The sequence below is a fragment of the Stenotrophomonas sp. Sm10 genome (assembly GCF_030985515.1).
Lineage (GTDB): Bacteria > Pseudomonadota > Gammaproteobacteria > Xanthomonadales > Xanthomonadaceae > Stenotrophomonas > Stenotrophomonas hibiscicola.
Genome location: NZ_JAPTFO010000013.1, coordinates 15,030 through 33,519 on the forward strand (window position 1 = coordinate 15,030; position 18,490 = coordinate 33,519).

At 67.8% G+C, this 18,490-nt stretch carries 19 protein-coding genes; 9 read left to right on the top strand and 10 right to left on the bottom strand.

Annotated elements, in window-relative coordinates; translation table 11 throughout:
- Window positions 1-45: 45 nt before the first annotated feature.
- Window positions 46-633, bottom strand: coding sequence for a TetR/AcrR family transcriptional regulator (locus O0J15_RS05875; protein ID WP_155028895.1), 588 nt, complete (start codon window positions 631-633; stop codon window positions 46-48).
- Window positions 634-766: 133 nt separating this feature from the next.
- On the opposite strand from O0J15_RS05875, the gene O0J15_RS05880 reads away from it, so the two are divergent.
- Window positions 767-1,981 carry an MFS transporter gene (locus tag O0J15_RS05880; protein WP_308305302.1) on the top strand — a complete coding sequence of 405 codons (1,215 nt, stop codon included), beginning with the start codon at window positions 767-769 and terminating at the stop codon, window positions 1,979-1,981.
- The gene (locus tag O0J15_RS05885) at window positions 1,978-3,150 is read left to right on the top strand and encodes an MFS transporter (RefSeq protein ID WP_308305303.1); all 1,173 of its coding nucleotides are present in this window, start codon (window positions 1,978-1,980) and stop codon (window positions 3,148-3,150) included. The genes O0J15_RS05880 and O0J15_RS05885 overlap by 4 nt, the downstream gene beginning before the upstream one ends.
- Before the next feature lie 113 nt (window positions 3,151-3,263).
- Here the strand turns inward: O0J15_RS05885 and O0J15_RS05890 are convergent, their stop codons facing one another.
- A complete protein-coding gene (locus tag O0J15_RS05890) occupies window positions 3,264-5,375 on the bottom strand; it encodes a M13 family metallopeptidase (protein ID WP_021204370.1) in 2,112 nt (703 codons plus the stop codon).
- 176 nt (window positions 5,376-5,551) lie between these two features.
- Between O0J15_RS05890 and O0J15_RS05895 the strand changes: the two genes are divergently transcribed.
- Complete coding sequence (locus O0J15_RS05895; protein WP_171953450.1) at window positions 5,552-8,614, top strand: EAL domain-containing protein; 3,063 nt, start codon at window positions 5,552-5,554, stop codon at window positions 8,612-8,614.
- A gap of 90 nt (window positions 8,615-8,704) precedes the next feature.
- On the opposite strand, the gene O0J15_RS05900 is transcribed toward O0J15_RS05895, so the two are convergent.
- Window positions 8,705-9,586 (bottom strand): LysR family transcriptional regulator, encoded by an 882-nt coding sequence (locus O0J15_RS05900; protein WP_308305304.1) that lies wholly within the window; start codon window positions 9,584-9,586, stop codon window positions 8,705-8,707.
- A 96-nt stretch (window positions 9,587-9,682) separates the two neighbouring features.
- Between O0J15_RS05900 and O0J15_RS05905 the strand changes: the two genes are divergently transcribed.
- From O0J15_RS05905 to O0J15_RS05915, 3 genes are all read left to right on the top strand, one after another.
- The gene (locus tag O0J15_RS05905; protein ID WP_019660906.1) at window positions 9,683-10,093 is read left to right on the top strand and encodes a DoxX family protein; all 411 of its coding nucleotides are present in this window, start codon (window positions 9,683-9,685) and stop codon (window positions 10,091-10,093) included.
- 31 nt (window positions 10,094-10,124) lie between these two features.
- Entirely contained in the window at window positions 10,125-10,916 is a 792-nt protein-coding gene (locus O0J15_RS05910; RefSeq protein WP_155028898.1) for a dioxygenase, read from the top strand.
- Between the two features lie 117 nt (window positions 10,917-11,033).
- Window positions 11,034-12,683, top strand: a complete 1,650-nt coding sequence (locus O0J15_RS05915) for a Na+/H+ antiporter (protein ID WP_308305305.1) — start codon at window positions 11,034-11,036, stop codon at window positions 12,681-12,683.
- Between the two features lie 148 nt (window positions 12,684-12,831).
- Here O0J15_RS05915 and O0J15_RS05920 read toward each other — a convergent pair whose 3' ends face one another.
- A complete protein-coding gene (locus tag O0J15_RS05920) occupies window positions 12,832-13,080 on the bottom strand; it encodes a DUF3297 family protein (protein WP_026347120.1) in 249 nt (82 codons plus the stop codon).
- A 90-nt stretch (window positions 13,081-13,170) separates the two neighbouring features.
- Here O0J15_RS05920 and O0J15_RS05925 point away from each other — a divergent pair, with 90 nt between their 5' ends.
- A complete protein-coding gene (locus O0J15_RS05925) occupies window positions 13,171-13,713 on the top strand; it encodes a hypothetical protein (protein ID WP_019660910.1) in 543 nt (180 codons plus the stop codon).
- 94 nt (window positions 13,714-13,807) lie between these two features.
- Here the strand turns inward: O0J15_RS05925 and O0J15_RS05930 are convergent, their stop codons facing one another.
- From O0J15_RS05930 to msrB, 5 genes are all read right to left on the bottom strand, one after another.
- On the bottom strand, window positions 13,808-14,083 hold the full coding sequence (locus tag O0J15_RS05930; protein WP_019660911.1) for a DUF4031 domain-containing protein: 276 nt from the start codon (window positions 14,081-14,083) through the stop codon (window positions 13,808-13,810).
- Window positions 14,084-14,096: 13 nt separating this feature from the next.
- The gene (locus O0J15_RS05935) at window positions 14,097-14,585 is read right to left on the bottom strand and encodes a hypothetical protein (protein WP_019660912.1); all 489 of its coding nucleotides are present in this window, start codon (window positions 14,583-14,585) and stop codon (window positions 14,097-14,099) included.
- A gap of 108 nt (window positions 14,586-14,693) precedes the next feature.
- A complete protein-coding gene (gene motB, locus O0J15_RS05940) occupies window positions 14,694-15,632 on the bottom strand; it encodes a flagellar motor protein MotB (RefSeq protein ID WP_019660913.1) in 939 nt (312 codons plus the stop codon).
- Between the two features lie 3 nt (window positions 15,633-15,635).
- Window positions 15,636-16,490 carry a flagellar motor stator protein MotA gene (motA, locus tag O0J15_RS05945; RefSeq protein ID WP_014645799.1) on the bottom strand — a complete coding sequence of 285 codons (855 nt, stop codon included), beginning with the start codon at window positions 16,488-16,490 and terminating at the stop codon, window positions 15,636-15,638.
- A gap of 91 nt (window positions 16,491-16,581) precedes the next feature.
- Window positions 16,582-17,049, bottom strand: coding sequence for a peptide-methionine (R)-S-oxide reductase MsrB (gene msrB / locus O0J15_RS05950; RefSeq protein ID WP_021204375.1), 468 nt, complete (start codon window positions 17,047-17,049; stop codon window positions 16,582-16,584).
- A gap of 140 nt (window positions 17,050-17,189) precedes the next feature.
- Between msrB and O0J15_RS05955 the strand changes: the two genes are divergently transcribed.
- Together O0J15_RS05955 and O0J15_RS05960 are read left to right on the top strand one after the other, a co-directional pair.
- Window positions 17,190-17,564: a classical arabinogalactan protein 4 gene (locus O0J15_RS05955; RefSeq protein WP_134731094.1), complete on the top strand. Its 375-nt coding sequence runs from the start codon at window positions 17,190-17,192 to the stop codon at window positions 17,562-17,564.
- A gap of 143 nt (window positions 17,565-17,707) precedes the next feature.
- On the top strand, window positions 17,708-17,884 hold the full coding sequence (locus O0J15_RS05960) for a hypothetical protein (protein ID WP_058980698.1): 177 nt from the start codon (window positions 17,708-17,710) through the stop codon (window positions 17,882-17,884).
- A 61-nt stretch (window positions 17,885-17,945) separates the two neighbouring features.
- Here the strand turns inward: O0J15_RS05960 and O0J15_RS05965 are convergent, their stop codons facing one another.
- Entirely contained in the window at window positions 17,946-18,425 is a 480-nt protein-coding gene (locus O0J15_RS05965; RefSeq protein ID WP_019660918.1) for a winged helix-turn-helix transcriptional regulator, read from the bottom strand.
- Window positions 18,426-18,490: the final 65 nt, after the last annotated feature.

Genomic DNA, 18,490 nt, shown 5'->3' on the forward strand with positions numbered 1-18,490 from the left:
CCCGAGCGGATTCCGCATTAGATCCACGCCATGCGTGGATGGGCCTTACCCCGCCGACTTCAACCCACGCAACAACACGTCCAGCGCCGCCGTCGCCTGACGCAGTCGCGCATCACCATCCTCTCCTTCGGCGATCCAGAACGCGGCCTCGGCCAGGCTGCCGTAGATCAGCGACGCCAGCGCCTGCGCGTCCACCGGTGCTACCACGCTCTGCGTGATCAGCTGTTCGATCAACCGCTGCATCGAGTGCACGCAGTGGCGCTGCGATTCCGGTGAGGCGCCACCGAGCACCGCACGTGCATCGCGCAGCACGATGCGCTGGATCTCCGGCTCCAGCGCCATCTCCAGATAGGCGCGGCATCGCTGCACGAAGCCCTCCCAGGCATCGTCGGCGCTGTCACTGATCGCCTGCAGGCGCTGGTCGGTCTCGGCATCCAGCTGGGCGACCACCGCCGCCAGCAGGCCCTTCTTGTCGCCGAAGTGGTGATACAGCGCACCGCGGGTGAGCCCGGCCTGGGCAGTCAGGTCATCCATCGAGGTGGCGGCATAGCCATGCGCGCTGAAGACGCGACGGGCGGTGGCCAGCAGGGTGGCGCGGGTTTCTTCCATCTCGGCGCGGGTGCGACGGACCATCCGGAACTCCTTAGATACACAATGCATGATTGTTTACATACGAAGCGTATGAATGTAGCCTCTTATTCATACGCTCTGTATGTATTGTCGTGGCGCCGGGTGCGCCAGGCAAGCCGCTGCCCTGGAGATCCTGATGGCCACCCCCTACCGCGACCTGTTCGCTGCCCCTGGCACCGCCGGCCTCGCCCTGGCCGGCCTGCTGGCCCGCCTGCCGCTGCCGATGACCGGCATCGGCATCATCACCCTGCTGTCGCAGCTGCGCGGCAGCTATGCATTGGCTGGTGCGGTGTCGGCCACCTTCGTGCTGACCTACGCGCTGCTGTCACCGCAGGTGTCGCGCTGGGTTGACCGGCGCGGGCAGGGCAGGGTGCTGCCATGGGCTACTGCGGCCAGTGCGGCGGGGCTGCTGTTGCTGGTCGCGTGCACGCTGTTGGCTGCGCCGGACTGGACGCTGTTCATTGCGGCGATGCTGGCCGGTTGCATGCCCAGCGTGTCGGCGATGGTGCGCGCGCGCTGGACCGCGATCCATCGCGGACGCGCGCAGCTGCAGACCGCGTATTCGCTGGAGACTGTGTTCGACGAGGTGACCTTCATCGCCGGGCCACCGTTGTCGGTGGGATTGTCGGTTGCGGTGTGGCCGCAGGCGGGCGTGCTGGCGGCAGCGTTGCTGCTGGTGATTGGAGCGGCCGCACTGGTAATGCAGCGTGGCACCGAGCCGCCGCTGCAGCATCGCGAAGGTGCCGCACCCTCGCGTTCGTTGCTGCGGCAGCCGGAGATCCGCTTGCTGGCGTTGCTGATGCTGGCGATGGGCGTGATTGTGGGCACCGTCGACATCACCAGCGTGGCGTTCGCCGAAGAGCGGGGCCAGCCGCTTGCCGCCAGTGCAGTGCTGTCGGCCTATGCGCTGGGCAGCTGCACAGCGGGCCTGCTGTTCGGTGCCCTGAAGCTGCAGGCACCGTTGCCGCGCCTGTTGCTGGCCGGCGCAGCGGCCACCGCACTGACCACGTTGCCGTTGCTGTGGGTGGGCAACCTGCCTGCACTGGCCTTTGCCGTGCTGCTGGCCGGGGTGTTCTTCGCGCCGACGATGATCGTGGCGATGTCGCTGGTCGAACAGCACGTGCCCGAATCGCGCCTGACCGAGGGCATGACCTGGTTGCTGGCCGGTTTGAACATCGGCGTGGCGCTGGGCGCGGCGCTGTCCGGCCAGAGCGTCGATGCGGGGGGCGTGCGCAGCGGCTTTGTCGTTGCGCTGTTGGCAGGCGGTGGCGTGCTGCTGTTCGCCATGCTCGCGCAACGTGCACTGCGCCCGTCTGCTGCATCCACATCCCCTGGAGGAATCATCCCGTGAGCGGTTCATCGCCTGCGCACGCCGCGCTTGTGCCCCGCCATCCGTGGTGGGCAGTTTCCGCCGTCGGCCTCGCCACCTTCTCGGTGGTCACCACTGAAATGCTGCCGGTGGGCCTGCTGACCCCTATCGCCGAAGATCTCGGCGCATCCACTGGTACCGCCGGTCTGATGATCTCGCTGCCGGCCCTGCTGGCGGCCCTGTTCGCACCGCTGGTGGTGATCGCAGCCGGTGGCATCGATCGTCGCCGCATCCTGTGCGCGCTGCTGGGGCTGCTGCTGGTCGCCAACCTTGCATCGGCACTGGCACCGGGCATCGGCTGGCTGTTGGCCGCGCGCGTGTTGGTGGGGTTCTGCATGGGCGGCATCTGGGCCATCGCCGGTGGGCTGGCAGCGCGCTTGGTACCTGCGCAGCGCATGGGCCTGGCCACCTCGATCATCTTCGGTGGCGTGGCTGCGGCATCGGTGCTGGGCGTGCCGCTGGGCGCGCTGATCGGGGATGCATTGGGCTGGCGCAGCGCGTTCGTGGCGCTGGCGTTGTTCAGTGCGGCGGTGATGCTGCTGCATCTGCGGGTCGTTCCTGCGTTGCCTGTCAGTACATCGGTGCGGCTGCGGCAGTTCGTACAGCAGCTTGGCCAGCGCGACCTGCGGCGTGGCCTGTGGCTGACCGTGCTGCTGGTGTCCGGGCACTTCATCGCCTTCACCTATGTGCGGCCGCTGCTGACGTGCCTCTCCGGCATGGATGCGTCGTGGATCGGTGCACTGCTGTTTGCCTACGGCCTGGCTGGCATCGCCGGCAACTTCATCGCCGGGCCGCTGGCAGCACGCCATCCACGTGGCACGGTGCTGGCGATCGCATCGGGCCTGATGCTGACGCCGCTGTTGTTCCTGTGGGTGGGAAACACACCGTCCGCTGGCATCGCGGTGCTGCTGCTGTGGGGCCTGGCCTATGGCGGTGTATCGGTGGGCCTGATGAGCTGGATGATGAAAGCGGTGCCGCAGGCCGTGGAGATCGCCACCGCGCTGTATGTGGGTGTATTCAACATCGGCATCGCGCTCGGGGCGTGGGGCGGTGGACTGCTGCTGGATGGCATCGGGCTGCACGCCACGCTGTGGGCTGCGGCGGTGTTGGCGGGGAGTGCTTTGCTGATGGTTGCCACCACCGGCAGGTAGATCCGCGCCATGCCAACCAAGGTTGGCACCCACCGGAGCGGGGCATGTGCCAACCAAGGTTGGCAGCTACCCGCAAGTGAAACGGGCGCCTTGCGGCGCCCGTTCCGGTTACATCACCACACCTTGACCCGCTTGTCCGGGGCCAGGTACAGCTTCTGGCCTTCCTTCACGTCGAACGCCGGGTACCACGCGTCGATGTTGCGCACGGTGAGTGCGCGGAACTGGCCCGGTGCATGCACATCGGTCAGCAGCGAGTTGCGCAGCGCCTGCTCGCGGCTCTTGCTGCGCCAGGCCTGGGCAAAGCCGAGGAAGAAGCGCTGGTCCGGGGTGAAGCCTTCCAGGGTCTGGCCCGGCTTGCCCTGCAGCGACAGCTGGTAGGCGTCGTAGGCGGTACCCAGGCCGGCCACGTCGGCGATGTTCTCGCCCAGGGTCAGCTTGCCATTCACATGCACGCCCGGGAACGGCTCGTAGCTGCTGAACTGCGCGGCCAGCGCATCGCCGGCGGCGTTGAACTGCTTCAGGTCCTCGGCGGTCCACCAGTTGTGCAGCTTGCCGGTTTCATCGAACAGTGCGCCAGCGTTGTCGAAACCGTGGCTGATCTCGTGGCCGATCACGGCGCCGATCGCACCATAGTTCACGGCGTCGTCGGCGGCGCCGTCGAAGAACGGCGGCTGCAGGATCGCGGCCGGGAACACCAGGCGGTTTTCCAGCGGCACATTCATCGCGTTGATGGTCTGCGGCAGCATCGCCCACTCGCCGTGGTCGACCGGCTTGCCCAGCTTGGCGATGTTGCGCTGGTACTCGAACAGCTCGGCGCGCTGTGCATTGCCCAGCGGGTCATCACGGCGGATCTCAAGGCCGGTGTAGTCGCGCCACTTTTCCGGATAGCCCATGCCCACGGTCAGGCCGGCCACCTTCGCCTTGGCGCTCGCCTTGGTCTGCGGCGACATCCACGCCAGCGCGTCGATGCGCTTGGCGAAGGCGGCAATGATGTTCTTGGCCATCTCGTCCGCGCGTTCCTTGGTCTTCGCGTCGAAGTGCTTTTCGACGTAACGCTTGCCGATCGCTTCGCCCACTGCGTGGTTGGCGTCGTCCACCGCGCGCTTCCAGCGATCGCTCTGCTGCGGCGTGCCGCTCAGCGCGGTGCCGTGGAAGGCGAAGCGGGCATCGGCGAATTTCTTCGGCAGGTAGGCGGCGGCACGGTCCAGCGCGTGGAAGGCCAGGTAGTCCTTCCACACCTCCAGTGGCTCGGTGGCGACCAGCCTGGACAGGCCGGCCACGGCCTTGGGCTGCCAGACGATGAAGTCCTGCTGCTTGCCCAGCGCGGCCGCGTCGAGGAAGGCGTTCCAGTCCATGCCGGGCGCCTTGGCATTGAAGTCGGCCTGGGTCCAGGGATTGGCACCCTTGGTCACATCATTGGTTTCTTCCTGGGTGGCATGTGCCTGCGCGATCTTCGTCTCCAGCGCGAGAATGCGTTGTGCCTTGCCGGCCGGATCGGCGACCCCGGCCAGCTGCAGCATCTGTGCGATGTAGGCCTGGTACTGCTTGCGCAGTTCGGCCATGCGGCCGCCGCCCAGGTAGAAATCGCGGTCGGGCATGCCCAGGCCGCCCTGCACCAGGTAGGGCGCATTGCGGTCCGGCTGCAGCAGGTCCACCGACACCCACAGGCCGAACAGGCGGTCGGTGTAGAAGTTGGTCGCATTGAGCAGGTCGACGTCGGCGCGCACATCGCCGCCCAGGGCGCGTGCCAGGCCGGCCTTGTCGGTGATGGCATCGATCGCCTTCAGCTGCGGCTCCACGGGTGCAACGCCGCGTTGCTCGATGCCGGCCTCGTCCATGTAAGCGGCGTAGTAATCGCCGATCAGCTTGTCGTCACCGCTGGCCTGGGTGTTGCCGGCGGCCCCTTCGAGAATGGCGCGGGTGTCGGCCAGGGTCTTCTCGGCAATGACGTTGAAGCTGCCGAAGCGCGACCGGTCGGCCGGAATCTCGGTGTTCTTGACCCAGGTGCCGTTGGCGAAGCCAAAGAAGTCATCGCCGGCGGCAATGCTGCGGTCCATGCCGCTGGCATCGAAGCCGAAGCTGCCCAGCATCGGCTTGGCCGCAGCGGGGGTGGCATCGGCCGGCGCGGTGGCCGTGGCGGCCGGCTCGGCCGGGCGGTCACAGGCGGCCAGGGACAGGCTGGCAACGATGGCCAGCGCCAGGGTGGGACGGCGCAGCTTGGACATGGACTTCTCTTGCGGCGGAAAACGCCAAGTCTAATCTGCGCCGGCCCGCCTGGCGGCCCTGTGCTGCGTCCTGTGCTGTGCAGGATCTGGCTGAACACGTGGAACCGACCTTCACGCCGTGAGCGACGTGGTGCATGCTGGACCCTGGAACCCTGCGCGGACACGGGGAGGTGGCCATGCGGGGGCGGGTCAGGCGTCAAGAATGGCGTCCACCGGCCGTTGAGGTCGGGGACGTGGAGGATTCGTTCGCGCATGAAGCCAGCCGACTGCACAAGGAACACCCGCCGATGCCCGCGCTGAAACGCGCGTTGGCCCGGCCGCTGCGCGCCATTACCTGGGGCGGAGTGCTGCTGGGCGTGCTGCTGGTCACCGGGCTGACCCTCATGCTGGTCAATGACTACCACCGCCGTCTGGAAGCGGCGCAGCGCCAGAGCCGCGCGCTGGCGGTGGGCAGCGAGCGCCTGCTGGCGCTGGAACTGCGCAACCTGGAGCGGGCCATGTCCGGCATCGCCGCCGACGCCGCCGAGCTGTTCCGCAGCGTGCCGGCGCAGGCGCCGGCCCTGCTGGATGCATCCATCGGCGGGGTGCTGGGCCGGCATGCCGAACTGCACAGCATCGCCGTGCTCGACCGCCATGGCCGACCGCTGACGGCCGGCGAGGGCGACCTGCAGCTGCCGCTGTGGACCGACCCGCAGCGTCGTGGCCAGGGCAGCGCGCTGTACATCGGCCCGCCGCAGCGGGCCAGCGATGGCGGTTGGGTGGTCCCGCTGGCGCTGCCGATGGCCGGCGAACGCTGGCTGCTGGCACGGCTGCGCTGCGGCGAACTGCAGCGCATCGTCGGTGGCCTCGACGTCGGCCCCAAGGGACTGGTCTCGATCAGCGATGCCGAAGGCTACATGCTGGCCCGCGTGCCTGACCCGCATGGCACGGTGGGCCACCGCTATGACCTGCCACGCCGTGACCTGCTCGGCACGCAGGCAGTGGTCGAGCTGGGCAGCATGCCGGGCGTGGTGGACGGCGTACCGCGCATCCTCACCATCAGCACGCTAGAACGCAGTCCGCTGGCGGTGCAGGTGGGCCTGGCCGACGAAGACGTGCTGGCACCGTGGTGGCCCTACCTGCAGGCATCGGTGGCAATCGTACTGGCCTACATCGTGGTGCTGCTGGTGCTGCTGTATGCGGTGCGCCGAACCACCCGCAGCCAGCAGTCGATGGCCGAAGAGCTGAAGGCCGGCCACGCCGAGCTGCGCCTTGCGCACCAGGTCGGGCGTGTCTGCACCTGGTACGTGGACGAGGATGCCGCGCTGCTGCGCTGGTCACCCCTGGCGCGCGAGATCTTCGGCGTGCAGACCGATGCCCTGCCGGTGGCCGACTTCTTCGCACGCGTGCATCGCGACGACGCCGCACGCCTGCAGCAGGCCTTCGACCAGGCCTTCGCCGGCGGCGCGGTGCTCGACCAGGTATTCCGCCTGGTGCTGCCCGGAGGCGAGGTGCGCTGGGTCGGGGCACGTGGGCAGCGGGTGGAAGTGGCCGACAGCGAGCGGCGCATGATCGGTGCGCTGACCGACCTGAGCGAACGCTATCAGGCGCGCGAGCAGATGAGCGAAGTGGAACGCCGCTTCCGCCTGCTGTTTGACCGCAATCCGGCGCCGTTCTGGGTATTCGACCCGGACACGCTGCGCTTCATCGAGGTCAACGATGCCGCCGTGCGCCAGTACGGCTACAGCCGCGACGAGTTCCTGGCGATGAGCATCCTCGACATCCGCCCGCGCGAGGGCTGGGACGAGGTGCGTGGTGCCATCCAGCGCGCACAGGTGGGCGATCCTCCGGACGCGACCGTGCGCCTGCACCGGCGCAAGGACGGCAGCGTGTTCGAGGTGCGCGCACACCTGTCCAAACTCGATTTCGACGGACAGCCCGCGTGCCTGGTGCTGGCCGAGGATGTGAGCGAACGGTTGGCCTACGAGCGCGACCTGGCCTACCAGGCACGGCACAACCCGGCCACCGGCCTGCTCAATGTGCGCGCCCTGACCGAACAGCTGGATGGGCAGGGCGAGGGCTATACCATCGCCTTCGTGCAGCTGCGCGGCCTGCAGCTGGTGGCCGATACGCTTGGCCGCGAGATCGGCGATGCGGTACTGCAGTCGATGGCGACCCGGCTCGGGGGCCTGGGCGCGCGCTATGGCACGCTGGCGTTCCAGCCGGCCGAAGATTTCGTCTTGGCCATTGGTGCCGGGCACGATACCCAGCGCGTGCTGGACGACCTGCTGCAGATCGTGTCGGCGCCGATGCGCGGCAAGGACTCGCTGCACCAGTTCGAGCCGCGTATCGGCGTGGCCGTGCATGTCGCCGGTGACGGCCATGGCGCCGAACAGGTGATCGGCATGGCTGCGCAGGCCGCGCACGCGGCGCGTGCCGAGGGCAACGTGGTGGTCTGGTTCGATGCGGCGGTGACCACGCGGCTGGCCGATCGGTTGCGCCTGGCCGGGCGCATCCATGCCGCTATCGACAACGAGTTCCAGCTGTACTTCCAGCCGATCCGGCATGCCGGTGATGGCAGCCCGGCCGCGCTGGAGGCCCTGCTGCGCTGGCCGCAGGCCGATGGCAGCTTCATCCCGCCCAACGAGTTCATCCAGCTGTGCGAGGACACCGGGTTGATCCTGGCGCTGGGCCGCTGGGTGATCCGCGCCGCGGCGAAGGCGCAGCGCCGTCTGGTCGACGCCGGGTGGGGCGAGCTGCCGATCGCGGTCAACGTGTCTGCGGTGCAGTTCTTCAACAGCGACCTGGTGGCCGAGTTCACCCGCGCCCAGCAGGAATTCGGCCTGGCCCGCGGTGCGCTGCACGTGGAGCTGACCGAGAGCAGCCTGATGCGCAAGCCGGCGCAGGCGATGCAGACCATGCAGCGCCTGCATGAGCAGGGCATCAGCGTGTCGCTGGATGATTTCGGCACCGGCTATTCCAGCATGTCCTACCTGCAGCACCTGCCGCTGGACATCCTGAAGATCGACCGCAGCTTCGTGGCGGACGTGGAAACCAATCCACGCAACGCCTCGATCTGTCGCGCGCTGCTGTCGCTGGGCCACAGCATGGGCCTGACCATCATTGCCGAAGGCGTGGAAACACCGGGGCAGCTGGACTGGCTGGCCGCGCACGGCTGTGACCAGGTGCAGGGTTACCTGCTGGGGCGGCCGGCACCGCTGGAGCGGATCATCGACGCGTTGGATGAAGTCCCCGCCTGATCGGGTTCGTATTGGCCGGCCAGCGGCCGGCACTACCCGGCCGAAGCATGACGGTAGTGCCGGCCGCAGGCCGGCAAGCACCAGGTTCGGCTACACCCCGGCTTCGACCAGATGGTCGATGAAACTGCGCACCTTCGGTGCCAGGTGGCTGCGGCTGGTATAGACCGCGAAGATGCCGATCGGGGCGGCCTCCCATTCGGGCAGCACGCGCAGCAGCCGGCCATCGGCCAACGCGTCTTCCAGCAGGAAATCCGGCTGCAGGATCACGCCCATGCCGGCAATCGCCGCTTCGCGCAGCACGTCGCCGTTGTTGGCGTGCAGCAGGCTGTTCACCGCGACCTTTACTTCGCCTGCGGGCCCCTGCAACGGCCAGTGGTTGCCAGCGGCCCAGTAGCTGTAGCCCAGGCACGCGTGCGCCTGCAGGCGGGGGGGGGGGGGGGGGGCGCCGGGGCCGGCCAGGTAGGCCGGCGCGGCGCACAGGCTCACCCGCGATTCGCCCAGGCGGCGGGCGATCAGGGTGGGGCCCGGCTCGCGGGTGATGCGGATGGCCACGTCGTAGCCTTCCTCGACCATGTCCACCAGGCGGTCGGACAAGGCCAGGTCCAGTTCCACCTGCGGGAAGCGTTCGCGGTAGCTGGCCAGCAACGGACCGAGGCGGGCAATGCCCCAGCTGACCGGCGCGTTGATGCGCAGCGTGCCGGAGGGCTCCAGCGCCTGCGCGCCGATGCTGGCCTCCAGCGCGTCGAACTCGGCCAGCAGGCGCACGCATTGGGCGTAGTAGGCGGCGCCGGTGCTGGTGGGGCTGACCCGCCGCGTGGTGCGATGGAGCAGGCGGGTGGACAAGCGCTTTTCCAGCGCGGCGACCTGGCGGGTAACGCCGGCGGTGGACATGTCCAAGGCCTGGGCGGCGGCGCTGAAGCCGTTGCGCTCGACCACCGCCACGAACACGCGCATCGCCTCGAGGGTGTCCATTGTTGCGCCTTCTGAAATAAATACGGTCAATCGATCGTATTTATCGGCCCGTGAAGGCGCAATAACCTGAGCCCACTCCCTTCAAGGTGCTTTCCGATGCACGCCACGACCGCTCCTGATTCGCCGCTGGCCCCGTATGGCGCCGCCCTGCTGCGCCTGGCCCTGGGCGTGCTGTTCCTGGTCCATGCGCTGACCAAGCTGCTGGTATTCACCCCGGCCGGCACGGCAGCGTTCTTCGAGTCGCTGGGCCTGCCCGGCGTGCTCGGCTACCTCACCATCGGCGTCGAGCTGGTGATCACTGTCGCGCTGCTGCTGGGCATCTATGCGCGCTGGGTGGGCCTGGTCGGCGTGCCGCTGCTGCTGGGCACCATCGTCACCGTGCACGGCGCCAACGGCTTCGGTTTCGCCAATGCCGGCGGCGGCTGGGAATACCCGGCGTTCTGGGCGCTGGCGCTGGTGGTGCTGTTCCTGGTCGGCGATGGCAAGTGGACCCTGCGTTCGCGCTGATCGCCGCCTGATCCTGCAACTGGAGAATTCCATGTCCCGCCTGCCTTCGCTGTACATCTCCCATGGTTCGCCGATGACTGCCCTGCATCCGGGCCAGGTTGGTGTGCGCCTGGCCGAGCTGGCGCGCGACCTGCCCACGCCGCGCGCCATCGTGATGGCCTCGGCGCACTGGCTGGGCCGGCAGCCGCTGGTCGGGGCGCATCCGCAGCCGCCAACCATCCACGATTTCGGCGGCTTCCCGCGCGCGCTGTTCGAACTGCAGTACCCGGCGCCGGGTGACCCGGCACTGGCCGAAGAAGTGGCCGGCCGCATCGCCGCCGCAGGACTGCCAGTGGCCATCGATCCGCAGCGTGGCCTCGACCACGGCGCGTGGGTACCGCTGCGGCTGTTGCGCCCGCAGGCCGACATCCCGGTGGTGCCGGTGTCGATCCAGCCGCTGCTCGGCCCCGAGCATCAGTTCGCGCTGGGCCGCGCGCTGGCACCACTGCGCGAACAAGGCGTGCTGCTGGTCGGCTCGGGCAGCATCACCCACAACCTGCACGACTGGGGCGACTACCAGGACGGCAAGGAAGCGCCATACGTGCGGCCCTTCATCGAGTGGGTGGAGCAGCGGCTGGCCGCTGATGACCGCCAGGCCCTGCTGGATTACCGCCGGCAGGCGCCATTCGCCGAACGTGCGCACCCGACCGACGAGCACCTGCTGCCGCTGTTCTTTGCGATGGGCGCGGCCGGCGAGGGTGGTTTCGGCGCACGCCGCATCGACGCCGGCATCGACGCCGGTTTCCTGGCCATGGACCTGTACCGCTTCGATGGGGCGGCATGAGCCGGGGCTGACGCGCGGCGGCTCCCGTCGTCGCGGTCATGGCCGCATGTGGTAGTTTTTTCCGGGTTTCCGGCGCTGGCCTTCAAGCCGCCCCACGCGCCGCTTCCTGGAAGAAGCATGCATACCATTGAAGTCGTCCTGGCGATGCTGGTGGCCGTTGTCGCCAGCGGCTACCTGGTTCGCGTCCTGCCGTTCTCGTTGCCGCTGCCGCTGGTGCAGATCGGCCTGGGCGCGGTCATTGCCGGGGTATTCAACCGCGGCCACGCACTGGAGCCGGAAGTGTTCTTCCTGCTGTTCCTGCCGCCGCTGCTGTTCCTGGATGGCTGGCGCATTCCCAAGCAGGGCCTGTTCCGCGACAAGGGCGCGATCCTCGAACTGGCGTTCGGCCTGGTGGTGTTCACCGTCATCGGCGCAGGCTTCCTGATCCACTGGCTGATTCCGGTGATGCCGCTGGCGGTGTGCTTCGCGCTGGCGGCGATCGTGTCGCCGACCGATCCTGTGGCAGTGGGTGCGATCGCCTCCAAGGCGCCGATTCCCAAGCGCCTGATGCACATCCTGGAAGGCGAGTCGCTGCTCAACGATGCATCGGGCCTGGTCTGCTTCCGCTTCGCGGTGGCTGCGGTGATGACCGGCACGTTCTCGCTGGCCACGGCCTCGCTGACGTTCGTGTGGGTGGCCGTGGCCGGCCTTGCGGTGGGCGTGGCGGTCACCCTTGGTGTGTCGACCTTCCAGCGCTGGCTGTGGCGCCGCTTCGGCGAGGAGCCGGGCGCGGCGATGCTGGTCAACCTGCTCATTCCGTTCGCGGCCTACCTGCTGGCCGAAGAGATCCACGCCTCCGGCATCCTCGCCGCGGTCGCCGCCGGTATCGCGATGAGCTACGTCGAGCTGACCGGCCGCGTCTCCGGCAGCATGCGCGTGCAGCGTGCCGGGGTCTGGAACATGCTGCAGTTCAGCTTCAACGGCATCATGTTCGTGCTGCTGGGCGAGCAGCTGCCCGGTATTGTCGAACGTGCCACCACCACCATGAACGGGACCGGCCACCAGAGCGCGTGGTGGCTGCTGGTGTACGTAGTGGTGATCAACCTGGCGCTGGTCGTGCTGCGCCTGCTGTGGGTGTGGCTGTCGCTGCGCTGGAACCTGCTGCGCGCGCGTCGCCGCGGACTGGAGCGGGGCGAAGCGCCGAACTGGCGCATCGTGGTGGCGACCTCGGTGGCCGGCGTGCGTGGTGCGATCACCCTGGCCGGCGTGTTGACCCTGCCGCTGTTCCTGCCTGATGGCAGTGCGTTCCCGGCACGTGACCTGGTGATCTTCCTGGCCGCCTCGGTGATCCTGTTCTCGCTGCTCGGCGCCAGCATCGCGCTGCCGCAGCTGCTGAAGGGCCTGCAGCTGCCGGCCGATTCGGGTGAACGCAAGGAAGAGGACCTGGCGCGCCGGCTGTCGTCGAAGGCGGCGCTGGCCGGGGTCGAGCGCATGCGCCAGCAGCTGGTGATGAACCAGAACACCGAGAACGTGCAGCTGTACAACGATGCCGCCTCGCGGGTGAGCCTGCTGTACCAGCGGCACCTGGAGAAAGACAACGACGGGCCCGACGTAGACCCGGAGAAGGTGCGGCGCATGGAGCTGGGCTACCGCCAGCTGCGCAGCGCCGGCCTCAACGCCGAGCGCGAGGAACTGTTCCGGCTGACCCGGCGCGGGGTGATCTCCGATGAGATCTCGCGGCGCCTGATTCGCAACCTGGACCTGCTGGAATCGCGCAAGCGCGAATGATGCCTGGGACCGGGCGTTGCTGACGCTGACGCGGATTCCGCCCTGGCATGTAGAGCCGAGCCCATGCTCGGCTACGCTTGCTTCAGGCGTCATGAACCCGGAACGAAAAGCAGCCGAGCACAGGCTCGGCTCTGCATGCCGGTGCCGGTTATTCCGGTTTCTGGTCCAGGAAATACACTTCGACCTTGCCCTTGACCTTGATCGTCATCGGGTTGCCGCGGCGGTCACGGGCCTTGCCGGCCTGCACGCGGATCCAGCCTTCGCTGACCGAGTATTCCTCGACGTTGTCGCGCTCGATGTCGTTGAAACGCACGCCAACGCCGCGCTCCAGCGCCTGCGCATCATGGAAGGGGCTGGCCGGGTTGATCGCCAGGTGGTCGGGAGGGGTATCGCTCATCGCTTCATTCACAGTGACGGCCACCAAGGCCGGCTTCAGCGGCACAGGATAAACCGTAGAATGCCGACCTGCCCCAGAGGACGTTCCGCCATGCCCGACAACAGCGACTATTTCGACTTCGAGGAAGACATCCACGACTTCGACGAGGAGGGCTTCGAGGCGCGGGTCTGGAACCTGCTGGTGCTGATCAACCCGGGTGACGAAGAGTTGGCCCTGCAGCAGTTCAACCGCTGGCGCGAGCACCTGGCCGAGGACGGTCAGCCGCTGGAAGCGGACAGCGACTGGCTGCCGGCGCTGTTCACCGCCATCGCCTGGCAGTCCGGTTTCGATGTGGAGCGTGAGGACCTGGAGTCGCTGCAGTCGGCGGTGAACGAGCTTTCGGCGCGCTTCAACCTGCAGCTGGACTGGGGTGGCGACCTGGACGACGAGGACTTTGCCGAAGGCCTGGACGGCGTGCAGCTGATGGCCACCGCCTTCGACCGCCTGCGCGAGCACAACTACACGCTGTGGAGCGTGGATGCCGGCAGTGATGGCTTTACCGGGGTGATGGCGCTGACCCGCGACGATGACGCGATGCTTGCGCTGTGCTCGCTGCTGAACGTGGAAATCCGGCTGGGCAGCGACCCGTTCTGATCGGGCCTGTAGAGCCGAGCCCACGCTCGGCTGCATTTCGCGTAGAGCAGCCGAGCATCGGCTCGGCACTACAGGAGGCACACGGCAGCCGAGCCTACGGCCGGTACTGCGCCCGGGCGTTGGCAATCACCGCCTTGACCAGCTCGCGGTCGGTGTGCCGTGAGATCGCCCGGGCGCCGAGCGCGATGGCCTGTGCGCGCAGCCCGGCAGTGACATCGTAGTGGGCGCCGCTGGCCTTGTTCTGGAAGGCGCGCGGGGGAATGCCGAGCTGCGCGGCCATTGCGTGCAGCTCGGCCAGGGTGTCGGCCATCAGGTGCGCCCAGCGCTGTCCGCGCCAGGGATGCACTGCGTCATCGACGTAGACCGTCACCGCCGCGGCCGGTTCAGGCCTGCGGCTTGCTGTCGCTGTCAGCGGCCGGGGCGGCCTCGGCAGCGGCTTCTTCGGCCGCGTCGCCCTCGACGGCTTCGCCTTCTTCGCCTTCAGCAGCGTCGACGCCTTCGAACTCGGACACCAGCTTGTCCAGGTATTCGTCGGCGGTCTGCTCGGATTCGGCCGCCAGGGTGTCCAGCAGCTTCTGCAGCAGTTCGGAGTACTCCAGGTTGACCTTGCGGCCTTCCTTCTCCTGCACGTTGGCCAGGTGCTTGAGCATGGCCAGCATCGGCACCGGGTTCTCGGCGTTGCCCATGGTCTGGCCGCCGATGGCCAGCAGCCACTCACGGCCCTGCAGGCCGATGGCCGCCACCACCTGGCCGTCTTCGTTGGTCAGCACGGCATGGTTCTGCACCTGCTGCTGCGCGTTCAGGCGGAGGAACGGGCGCTTGCCCTGCTGCTTCTTGCGCTTGTCGCGCTTGGCCTTGGAGTTCTGGGACATGGGGGTGAGATCACCTGGAAACGGAAAGACCGCCATTGTAGCGGGTGCGGCGTGGTGCGCTCGCCCGGCATGGCCCTGTGGATTCGGACCAAGGCGCGCACCCACAGCTTATTCCGCTTGCCCCTGCGCGGCCTGCACGTCCGGGTCGGCGGTGGGCGCCGACAGCCCCACCTGGGGGCCGGCACCCGCCAGCGCTGCCTCCTCGGCGGCCTTGGTCATCACCACGATGCTGATGCGGCGGTTGATCGGGTTCTGCGGGTCGGCCTTGTCGAACAGCACCGATGAAGACAGGCCGACCACGCGGGTGATCTTGCTGTCCTCCAGGCCGCCGTCCACCAGTGCACGGCGTGCAGCGTTGGCGCGGTCGGCGCTCAGTTCCCAGTTGCCGTAGCCGCGTGCGGCCGAATAGGCGGTGATGTCGGTGTGGCCGGTCAGGCTGATCCGGTTCGGTACGTGGTTCAGGTAGTTGGCCAGCTCGTGCAGGATCTGTTGCGTGTACGGCTTCAGCGTAGCGCTGCCGAGGTCGAACATCGGCCGGTTCTGCTTGTCCACGATCTGGATGCGCAGGCCTTCCGGAGTCAGGTCCAGCAGCAGCTGGTCCTTGAAGGGTTCCAGTGCCTGGCTCCGGCTGATCGCTTCCTGCAGCTCCTTCATCAGTGCTTCCAGCTGCTGCTTGTCGCGCTGCTGTTGGTCCACCGGTTGCGGCACTGCTTCCTTCTGGTTCTGGAAGGGATCGTTGCTGCTGCCCCGCGAGATGTCGGTGGCGCCGCCCAGCTTGATCATCGATGTGCTGGCGCCGCCCGGGCCGGCCATGCCGGGTGCCGGCGTGGCACTCTGCCCGCTCAGCGGGCTCGGGTTGCGGAAGTACTCGGAAATGGCCGCACGGTCGTTCTTGTTGGTGGTGGCCATCAGCCACAGCACCAGGAAGAAGGCCATCATCGCGGTCACGAAGTCGGCATAGGCCACCTTCCACGACCCTCCGTGGTGAGCGGCGTGGCCGGCCTTCCTGACCCGGCGGACGATGACGGTGGGCTTGTTCTCGGCCATGGCTTACTTGACCGTCTTCAGGTGCTGCTCGAAATCGGAGAAGGCCGGGCGCACGTTCGACGGTAGCGTCTTGCGGGCGAATTCCAGCGCGATCTTCGGGTTGTAACCGCGCAGGCAGGCCAGCAGGGCAGTCTTGACCGATTCGTAGATGCGGCTGTCCTGTTCGGCGCGGGCTTCCATCGCCGCCGCCATCGGGCCGACGAAGCCGTAGCCCAGCAGGATGCCGAGGAAGGTGCCGACCAGCGCACCGGCCACGTGGCCACCGACCTCGACGATGTCTCCGCCGATCGAACCCATGGTGATGACGATGCCCAGCACCGCCGCCACGATGCCGAAACCGGGCAGTCCGTCGGCGACCTTGGTCAGCACCTGCGACGGTGCCATGGCCTCGGCGTGGTGCTTCTCCAGTTCCAGCTCCAGCAGCGGCTCGAGCTCGTGCGGCTCGATGTTGCTGCCGATCATCAGGCGCAGGCAGTCGGTGATGAAGTCGATCAGGTGGTGGTCGGCCTGCACCTTGGGGTAGTTGGCGAACAGGGCGCTCTCGGCCGGGCGTTCGACATGGTCTTCCAGTGCCATGAAGCCTTCGCGGCGCGCCTTGTTGAGCAGTTCATAGAGCAGGCTGAGGACATCGATGTAATCCTGCTGCTTGTAGCGCGGGCCCTTGAACACGCCGACCATGGCCTGCAGGGTCTGCTTGACCGTCTTGGCCGGGGTACCGACCAGGAACGCGCCGAGCGCGGCGCCGCCGATGATGACCAGCTCGTAGGGCTGCCAGAGGGCACCCAGGCGGCCGTGGGCACCGAGGTAGCCCCCGATCACGCTGATGATGACGACCAGGAATCCGACGATGATGAGCATGGGGCGACGCAGGGAGAGGGGATATCTCCTTGTCGGCCCGTCGCCCGGGTTTCTGAAGAGGGAATTCTGTGAAATCGGTCAGCGGGGTGTTTCAGCCGGCCACACCGGCTTCGGCGCCGCCACGCTGCAGCGGATCGGGCCAGGGCTCGCCATTGCCGACGAAGGAAAGTGAGACGGAGTTCAGGCAGTGGCGCTCGTAGGTGGGCGGCGGACCGTCCGGGAACACGTGGCCCAGATGGCTGCCGCAGCGCGCGCAGGTGATCTCGGTGCGGACCATGCCGTGGCTGGTATCGCGGATCTCGCGCACATGCGCCGGGTCGAACGGGGCGAAGAAGCTGGGCCAGCCGGTGCCGGAATCGAACTTGGTGCTGGAGCGGAACAGCGGCAGCGCGCACAGCCGGCAGCAGTAGACGCCCTCGCGCTTGTTGTCGAGGAACACGCCGCAGAACGGCGCTTCGGTGCCGTGCTGCAACAGCACGCGGCGTTCCTCGCTGCTGAGGCCGGCGACCAGCGCCTCGGTCTGGGTGGCAGTGGGGGGCGTCAGATCGAAGGCGGTCATGGCGGCGCTCCGTGGGGTCGATGGCCTGGGGATGCCGGAAAACGTGGGGGTGCCGGCGCGCGCTTGCAAGTGTGATGGCCGTTCATGGGTGGCACACGGGTGCGGGAGCAAGGTGGGTGTCATAGACGCCGGAGCGTGCCATGAAGCCGACCCTTCCCCTGCTGTTAATCGCCCTGTTGCCGGCACTGGCGCTGGCCCAGGTGCCCACCCCCGACCCCACGGCCACCCGCAGCGCGACCACCGTGGCGCCGCAGCCGGTGGCGCCACCGCCACAGGCGGCCCGGCCGCAGCCGCAGTTGCTGCCTACGCCGCAACCGGCGCGGCCGATCAAGTCCACCGGTCCGGCCCAGATCACGCCGCCGCCAGCACCGAGGCCGGCCGACAAGGTCTACGACCGCAACGGCCGCATCGTGCCCGGCGTGCGCCCGGCCGGCCCGAACCGCGTGTTCGACTCGCGCACCGGCCGCTACTACGACAGCGTGCCGGCCGGCGATGGCCAGCAGATCAAGCGCTGAACCCTGGTGCCACCAAGGTTGGCTGCTGGCTGGCGCTGAGCGGGCTGAACGCGCGAAAACAGCGTCCAGCCGATCACTGCTTTTTCGCCTGCGATTAACCGTTCCGGGGCCACCGTGGCCCTGCGCCGGCATCCCGCCGCCGCATGTCCTTCGTCCACTGGATCGCGACCATGAAAAACCAGCAGAACCGTCATCCCGGCAAGGAACCGCAGGGCCGCAACCCGCAGCAGCAACAGCAGCAACAGCAGATGGAGCCGCAGCAGCACAAGGGCGGCAGGCAGCAGGAACAGCGCCCGCATAAGCATCCGCAGCAGCGCTGACTGTCGCCATGATCGGGGTCAGAGCCCGCTGTACGGGATCTGGCCCCACCCAGCAGCAGCCTCAGTCCGGAATCGGCAGGCTCAGTGTTTCCTTCACTTCTTCCATCACGATGTAGCTCTTCGACTCACGTACATGCGGCAGTGTCAGCAGCGTGCTGCCGAGCAGCTTGCGGTAGGAGGCCATCTCGCTGATCCGCGCCTTCAGCAGGTAATCGAAGTCGCCCGATACAAGATGGCATTCCAGTACGTTGGGGAGCTTCAGCGCGGCGCGCCGGAACTCCTCGAAGATGTCGCCGGATTTGTACGCCAGGCTGATCTCCACGAACACCAGCAGGCTCGCTTTAACTGCGGCCGGGTCGAGGTGGGCGTGGTAGCCGGTGATCACCCCTTCGCGCTCCAGCCGGCGCACGCGCTCGGTGCACGGGGTGGTCGACAGGCCCACCCGCTCGCCCAGTTCGGTGAAGGAGATGCGGCCCTCGGCCTGCAGGATGCGCAGGATCTTGCGGTCGATCTTGTCCAGTTCGCGGATCCGGGTGGCCATGACCGTCAACCTTCGGGAGTGAATTGAAGTGGAACATCCTGCCGGTTGATTTCAAAACAGGCAAA

Bases quoted from the DNA above. Each gene is read 5' to 3' on its own strand.
- O0J15_RS05900 (WP_308305304.1), bottom strand. From the start codon at position 9,586: ATGGACACCCTCGAGGCGATGCGCGTGTTCGTGGCGGTGGTCGAGCGC.
- O0J15_RS05905 (WP_019660906.1), top strand. From the start codon at position 9,683: ATGCACGCCACGACCGCTCCTGATTCGCCGCTGGCCCCGTATGGCGCC.
- O0J15_RS05920 (WP_026347120.1), bottom strand. From the start codon at position 13,080: ATGAGCGATACCCCTCCCGACCACCTGGCGATCAACCCGGCCAGCCCC.
- O0J15_RS05965 (WP_019660918.1), bottom strand. From the start codon at position 18,425: ATGGCCACCCGGATCCGCGAACTGGACAAGATCGACCGCAAGATCCTG.
- motA (WP_014645799.1), bottom strand. From the start codon at position 16,490: ATGCTCATCATCGTCGGATTCCTGGTCGTCATCATCAGCGTGATCGGG.
- msrB (WP_021204375.1), bottom strand. From the start codon at position 17,049: ATGACCGCCTTCGATCTGACGCCCCCCACTGCCACCCAGACCGAGGCG.
- O0J15_RS05925 (WP_019660910.1), top strand. From the start codon at position 13,171: ATGCCCGACAACAGCGACTATTTCGACTTCGAGGAAGACATCCACGAC.
- O0J15_RS05875 (WP_155028895.1), bottom strand. From the start codon at position 633: ATGGTCCGTCGCACCCGCGCCGAGATGGAAGAAACCCGCGCCACCCTG.
- O0J15_RS05880 (WP_308305302.1), top strand. From the start codon at position 767: ATGGCCACCCCCTACCGCGACCTGTTCGCTGCCCCTGGCACCGCCGGC.
- O0J15_RS05935 (WP_019660912.1), bottom strand. From the start codon at position 14,585: ATGTCCCAGAACTCCAAGGCCAAGCGCGACAAGCGCAAGAAGCAGCAG.
- O0J15_RS05910 (WP_155028898.1), top strand. From the start codon at position 10,125: ATGTCCCGCCTGCCTTCGCTGTACATCTCCCATGGTTCGCCGATGACT.
- O0J15_RS05890 (WP_021204370.1), bottom strand. From the start codon at position 5,375: ATGTCCAAGCTGCGCCGTCCCACCCTGGCGCTGGCCATCGTTGCCAGC.
- O0J15_RS05915 (WP_308305305.1), top strand. From the start codon at position 11,034: ATGCATACCATTGAAGTCGTCCTGGCGATGCTGGTGGCCGTTGTCGCC.
- O0J15_RS05955 (WP_134731094.1), top strand. From the start codon at position 17,190: ATGAAGCCGACCCTTCCCCTGCTGTTAATCGCCCTGTTGCCGGCACTG.
- motB (WP_019660913.1), bottom strand. From the start codon at position 15,632: ATGGCCGAGAACAAGCCCACCGTCATCGTCCGCCGGGTCAGGAAGGCC.
- O0J15_RS05960 (WP_058980698.1), top strand. From the start codon at position 17,708: ATGTCCTTCGTCCACTGGATCGCGACCATGAAAAACCAGCAGAACCGT.
- O0J15_RS05895 (WP_171953450.1), top strand. From the start codon at position 5,552: ATGCGGGGGCGGGTCAGGCGTCAAGAATGGCGTCCACCGGCCGTTGAG.